Genomic DNA, 5,205 nt, shown 5'->3' with positions numbered 1-5,205 from the left:
TGTCGTTGGGGTCGACGACCAGGCGCTCGCCCATGCCGCGGCCCGGCATGTTGCCGCCGAGCTTGAAGGGCAGCTCGGTGGTCTGCCAGGTCTCGCCCCGGTCGGCGGAGCGCAGGATCGCGCCGTTGTTCGGGTCCCAGTCGTTGGTGTAGCTGCCGACGGCCGCGTAGACGCGGTCGGGGTCGACGGGGTCGGTGGCGATGGACGCGACGCCCGTGTGGCCCCAGTCGTCCCAGCCGACGTGGTCGAGCAGCGGGATCCAGGACTGGTCCGACTGGTTCCAGCGGTAGGCGCCGCCGATGTCGGTCCTGGCGTAGACCAGGTCCGGCTCGGTCCGGTTGAAGACGATGCTCGGCACGAAGCCGCCGCCGCCGATCGCGACGTTGTCCCACGTGTAGTCGGCGGCCGCCTCGACCTCGGCGCCGACCGCCTCCCGGGCCCGGTCGGCCGCGGCACTCGCCGGAGCCGTCGTCGCGGCGGTGAGCAGCCCGCCCGTGAGAGCCATGCCGGCCAGCAGGGCCGTCGCCGGTCTCCCTCTTCGCACGCTGGCGCTCCTCTCCTTACTCGTCCGCCGCGGGCGGCGGTTGGGGGTGGCAAAAAGGATGGGAGCGCTCCCAGGTGTGCGTGCGGCCGATGCTAACTGTCGAATGTTGTTCGCATAAGGGGTGTGTCACTCGCTCGTTGCGACTGAGAGTCCGTCACGCTGTGCTGGGTATACGTAACATGGTGATACCGACAGGGGGCTTTCGATGGCACGCATCACCCGCAGGAGCCTGGCGATCGCCACGCTGGGCACGATGGCAGGGGCGCTGACGCTCAGTCAGTCCTCGGCCGCCGCCGGCCGCGGAGCGGTTCCGCTGGCGGCGCCCGGCGCGGCGGCCGGGGGCGGCGCGAGAGCGACGCGGCTGCGCGGTATGTGGATCGCCTCGGTCGCCAACATCGACTGGCCGAGCAAGCCGGGGCTCTCGGCGGACGCGGCGCGGGCCGAGCTGACGGCCCTGTTCGACGCGGCGGCCCGCTGGCGTCTGAACACGGTCTTCCTCCAGGTGAGGCCCACGGCCGACGCGTTCTGGCCCTCGCCGCACGAGCCGTGGTCGGAGTGGCTGACCGGCACTCAGGGCCGGGATCCCGGCTGGGATCCGCTGGACTTCGCGGTCACCGAGGCGCACGAGCGCGGCCTGGCGCTGCACGCCTGGTTCAACCCCTACCGGATCGCGACGCACGCCGAGCCCTCCCGGCTGACGGCCGATCACCCGGCGCGCCGGAACCCCGGCTGGGCGGTGCCCTACGGCGGCCGGCTCTACTACAACCCCGGTCTGCCGGAGGTGCGTGCCTTCACGCAGGACGCGATGATGCACGCCGTCGAGTCCTACGACATCGACGGCGTGCACTGGGACGACTACTTCTACCCCTATCCGGTGTCAGGCGAGGAGTTCGACGACGACGCGGCCTTCGAGGAGCACGGCGGGGACTTCGGCGACCGCGGTGACTGGCGGCGGCACAACATCGACCTGCTGGTGCGGGAGATGGCGGCGCGGGTGCGCGAGGCCAAGCCGGACGTGGCCTTCGGGGTCAGCCCCTTCGCTGTCTGGCGCAACAAGACGACCGACCCGCTCGGCTCGGACACCGACGCCGGCGTGCAGACCTACGACGACCTGTACGCGGACACCCGCACGTGGGTGCGGGAGGGCTGGATCGACTACGTGCTTCCCCAGGCCTACTGGCACATCGGGCAGGAGGGGGCCGACTACGAGACCGTGGTCTCCTGGTGGGCGGAGGTCGCCAGGGGCACCGGCGTCGAACTCCACATCGGCGAGGCCATCTACAAGGTGGGGGACCCGGCGCAGGGCTCGGCCTGGCAGGATCCGGCCGAGCTGTCCCGGCACCTCACGCTGTGCGCCGACCACCCGGAGGTGGGGGGCAACGCCTTCTACTCGGCCAAGCAGGTCAAGGCGGATCCGCTCGGCGCGATGTCCCGGGTGTACCGCGACCACTACGCGTGAGCGGGCGCCGCGGCGCCCGCTCACGGTGGGGTGCGGCGTCAGCCGCGCCCCATGAGCCGGCCGCGCCCGCTCCTGATCTCCGAGTCGGGCCCCGGGGACACCACGCTCTCGTGGCCGTCGGCCGAGCGCACCCGGAAGGGCGGCTCGCCGTTCTCGCCCAGGACCTCGATGACCTCGGCGACCCGATCGGTGTCGCCGACGGTCCTGCCGTGCGTGACCATCCGGTCGCCTGTCTTCGCTCGCATCGGGATACCCTCCCGTCGCCTCTCGCCGTTCCCGGAGGCCCGCGGCGGATCGCCCCTTCGACAGGCGAACTGACCGCCACCCCCGGTGTGACCTACGTCACCACTTTCAGTCTACGTCGCGCCTCCCTGACACGTCAGCCGCGGGACCGCTGGGTGATCACGATGCAGACCAGCACCGCCACCGCCGTGAGTGGCGCGGCCGGGGTGAGGCGCTCGTCGAGCAGCAGCACCGCCCACCCCAGCGTGAGCAGCGGCTGGGCGAGCTGCAACTGACTGGCTCTGGCGATGCCGGCGCGGGCGAGGCCGCGGTACCAGACCGCGATGCCCAGGAGCTGGGAGCCGAAGGCCACCCACAGCAGGCCGACGGTCGAGCGTGCCGTGAGCTCGGCCGGCTCGGTCGCCAGCGCGGCGACGAGGCCGACCGCGGCCGGCGGCAGGCTGGCCGTGAGGGCCCAGGCCATCACCTGCCAGCCCGGCATCTCGCCGGCCAGCCGGCCCCCCTCGCCGTAGGCGGCGGCGCAGATCAGCAGCGCGAGCAGCAGGTAGCCGTCGCCGGCCGTGGGAGCGCCGCCGTTCTGCCGGACGGCGAAGACCAGCACCGCGGCGGCCCCGACCAGCGCCGCGCCCCAGAAGGCGCGGGACGGGCGGCTGCCCGTCCGGAGCGTGACGTAGCAGGCGGTGCTGATCGGCAACAGTCCGACCACCACGGCGGCGTGGGCGGTGGACGAGGTCTGGAGGGCGAGCGTGGTCAGCAGCGGGAAGCCGATCACGGTGCCGGCGGCCACGGTCGCGAGGCCGGGCCAGTGCCGGCGCTCGGGCAGCGGGACGCGAGCCAGCACGAGCCAGCCGACGGCGGCGACCGCGCCCAGCACGACGCGGGCACAGGTGAGCGTCCAGGGGCCGAGCCCGTCCAGACCCCAGACCGTGCCGGGGAAGGTGAGGGAGAACGCGAGGACCCCGAGGGCGGCGAGGGCGATGCCACCCCGGTCCGTGGTTCCGGCCGGCACCGCTATCGGTGCGCGGGCGGTAGCGCTATGGTGATCCGTCATGAAACACGGTAGCAGTGAGGCGGAGCTGGCCGGCCTGCTGCGTCGGGATCTGGACCGCTACCGGCCGGGGGAGCGGCTGCCCTCCAGCCGGGAGCTGATGCGCCGCCACCATGTCGGCCCGGGGACCGTCGCCCGCGCGCTGGCGGCGCTGGCCGCCGAGGGGCTCGTGGTGACCCGCCCGGGCGCCGGTGCCTTCCGCGCCGGGCCGCGCCCGGCGACCCCGCCGCCGGGCGACACCTCCTGGCAGCAGATCGCCCTCACCGCCGAGCCTTCGCCCGACGAGGTGCCGCGCACCGTGGAGGCGGAGGGCGTGCTGGCGACCCTGGTCGCCCCGCCGTCCGGCGTCATCGAGCTCAACGGCGGCTACCTGGCGCCCGCGCTGCGGCCGGAGCGGGCGCTGGCCGCCGCGCTCGCCAGGGCCGGGCGCCGCCCGGGCGCCTGGGACCGCCCGCCGATGGCCGGCCTGCCGGAGTTGCGGGCCTGGTTCGCCCGCGAGATCGACGGAGGCGCCGGCACGGTGGCCGCCGCCGACGTGCTGATCACCGCCGGCGGGCAGAGCGCCCTCACCACCGCGCTGCGCGCCCTCGCGCCGCCCGGCGCCCCGGTGCTCGTGGAGTCGCCGACCTACCCCGGGATGCTGGCCGTCGCCCGGGCCTCGGGGCTGCGTCCCGTCCCCGTGCCGGTGGACGCCGACGGGGTGCGCCCGGACCTGCTACGACAGGCGTTCCGCGCCAGTGGGGCGCGGGTCTTCGTCTGCCAGCCGCTCTTCCAGAACCCGACCGGCGCGGTGCTCGCTCCGGAGCGAAGGGCCGAGGTGCTCGCCGCGGCGCGGGCCGCCGGCGCCTTCGTGGTCGAGGACGACTTCGCCCGGCTGCTCGGCCACGAGGACGCGGGGCCGCTGCCGGCGAGCCTGGCGGCCGACGACCCGGACGGCACGGTGGTGCACGTCCGTTCGCTGACCAAGGTCACCTCGGCCAGCCTGCGGGTCGGGGCCCTGGCCGCGCGTGGTCCGGTCGCCGAGCGGCTGCGCGCCATCCAGATCGTCGACAGTTTCTTCGTCCCGCGACCGCTGCAGGAAACGGCGCTCGAACTCGTCGGCGCGCCCGCGTGGGGCCGTCACCTCAGGGCGGTGGCACGGGAGTTGCGGGAGCGGCGGGAGGCGATGACACGGGCGCTCGCGGCCGGCCCCGCCGGGCCCCAGGCGCCTCCGCCGCGCGGCGGCTACCACCTGTGGCTGCCGCTGCCACCCGGCTCGGACGAGGCCGCGCTCACGGCCGCCGCGCTGCGGGCCGGCGTCGCCGTCGCGCCCGGCCGCCCGTACTTCGCGGCCGAGCCGCCCGCCGCCCACGTCCGCCTCAGCTTCGCGCCCGCCGCCGGGCACGCCGAACTGGTCGAGGGGGTACGGCGGTTGGGCGCGGCCTGGCGCGACGCGCTGGGCGGCCCAGCGGGACCGTCGTGAGATTTACCTCAGCGTAGTGGTGCGGATATTCGAGTGCTCGTACGATCGCGCCATGCTGGTCACGCTGATCGCCGCAGCCCGCAGTTCCAGCCTGCTCGACGCACGCTTCGGCGATGACCGCCCACTCGACACCGCCGGCTGGCGAGCGCTGGAGCGCGCCATCCCGGCCCTGCTGCCGCTTACCGCCGCCGAGCTCCGCTACTGCTCGCCGACCCCGGGCAGCCGCCAGACGGGGGAGGCCATCGGCCTCGCCCCGCTCGCCCAACCCGCCCTGCGCGACTGCGACATGGGGCGCTGGAACGGGCTCACCCTACAGGAGGTCACCGCCCGCGAGCCGGCCGCGGTCGACGTCTGGCTCGCCGACCCGCGCTCGGCCCCACACGGGGGCGAGGCCCTGCTGTCCTTCGTCTCCCGGGTCGGCGGCTGGCTCGACACCCGCCCCATCGACG

The 5,205-nt window shown here is 74.8% G+C and carries 5 protein-coding genes and 1 pseudogene; 3 read left to right on the top strand and 3 right to left on the bottom strand.

Features of this window, described 5'->3' with window-relative positions:
- Positions 1–544, bottom strand: a pseudogene (locus RNC47_RS35745) (xyloglucanase); the annotation flags it as partial.
- Between the two features lie 205 nt (positions 545–749).
- Between RNC47_RS35745 and RNC47_RS35740 the strand changes: the two are divergent.
- Positions 750–2,003, top strand: coding sequence for a glycoside hydrolase family 10 protein (locus RNC47_RS35740; RefSeq protein ID WP_311604991.1), 1,254 nt, complete (start codon positions 750–752; stop codon positions 2,001–2,003).
- Between the two features lie 38 nt (positions 2,004–2,041).
- Here RNC47_RS35740 and RNC47_RS35735 read toward each other — a convergent pair whose 3' ends face one another.
- Together RNC47_RS35735 and RNC47_RS35730 are read right to left on the bottom strand one after the other, a co-directional pair.
- Positions 2,042–2,248, bottom strand: a complete 207-nt coding sequence (locus RNC47_RS35735; protein ID WP_311604990.1) for a DUF1918 domain-containing protein — start codon at positions 2,246–2,248, stop codon at positions 2,042–2,044.
- Positions 2,249–2,382: 134 nt separating this feature from the next.
- Positions 2,383–3,297 (bottom strand): DMT family transporter, encoded by a 915-nt coding sequence (locus RNC47_RS35730; protein WP_311604989.1) that lies wholly within the window; start codon positions 3,295–3,297, stop codon positions 2,383–2,385.
- Between RNC47_RS35730 and RNC47_RS35725 the strand changes: the two genes are divergently transcribed.
- Positions 3,296–4,756, top strand: coding sequence for an aminotransferase-like domain-containing protein (locus RNC47_RS35725; RefSeq protein ID WP_311604988.1), 1,461 nt, complete (start codon positions 3,296–3,298; stop codon positions 4,754–4,756). The two genes, RNC47_RS35730 and RNC47_RS35725, sit on opposite strands and share 2 nt — an antisense overlap.
- Positions 4,757–4,808: 52 nt before the next feature.
- Positions 4,809–5,205, top strand: a 397-nt coding sequence (locus tag RNC47_RS35720; protein WP_311604987.1) for a histidine phosphatase family protein, incomplete at its 3' end; no start/stop codon positions are given.

This window comes from Streptomyces millisiae, assembly GCF_031845425.1.
Classification (GTDB): Bacteria; Actinomycetota; Actinomycetes; order Streptomycetales; family Streptomycetaceae; genus Streptomyces; species Streptomyces millisiae.
This window is presented reverse-complemented; position numbering and strand designations above follow the sequence as displayed.

Bases quoted from the DNA above. Each gene is read 5' to 3' on its own strand.
- RNC47_RS35740 (WP_311604991.1), top strand. From the start codon at position 750: ATGGCACGCATCACCCGCAGGAGCCTGGCGATCGCCACGCTGGGCACG.
- RNC47_RS35735 (WP_311604990.1), bottom strand. From the start codon at position 2,248: ATGCGAGCGAAGACAGGCGACCGGATGGTCACGCACGGCAGGACCGTC.
- RNC47_RS35725 (WP_311604988.1), top strand. From the start codon at position 3,296: ATGAAACACGGTAGCAGTGAGGCGGAGCTGGCCGGCCTGCTGCGTCGG.
- RNC47_RS35730 (WP_311604989.1), bottom strand. From the start codon at position 3,297: ATGACGGATCACCATAGCGCTACCGCCCGCGCACCGATAGCGGTGCCG.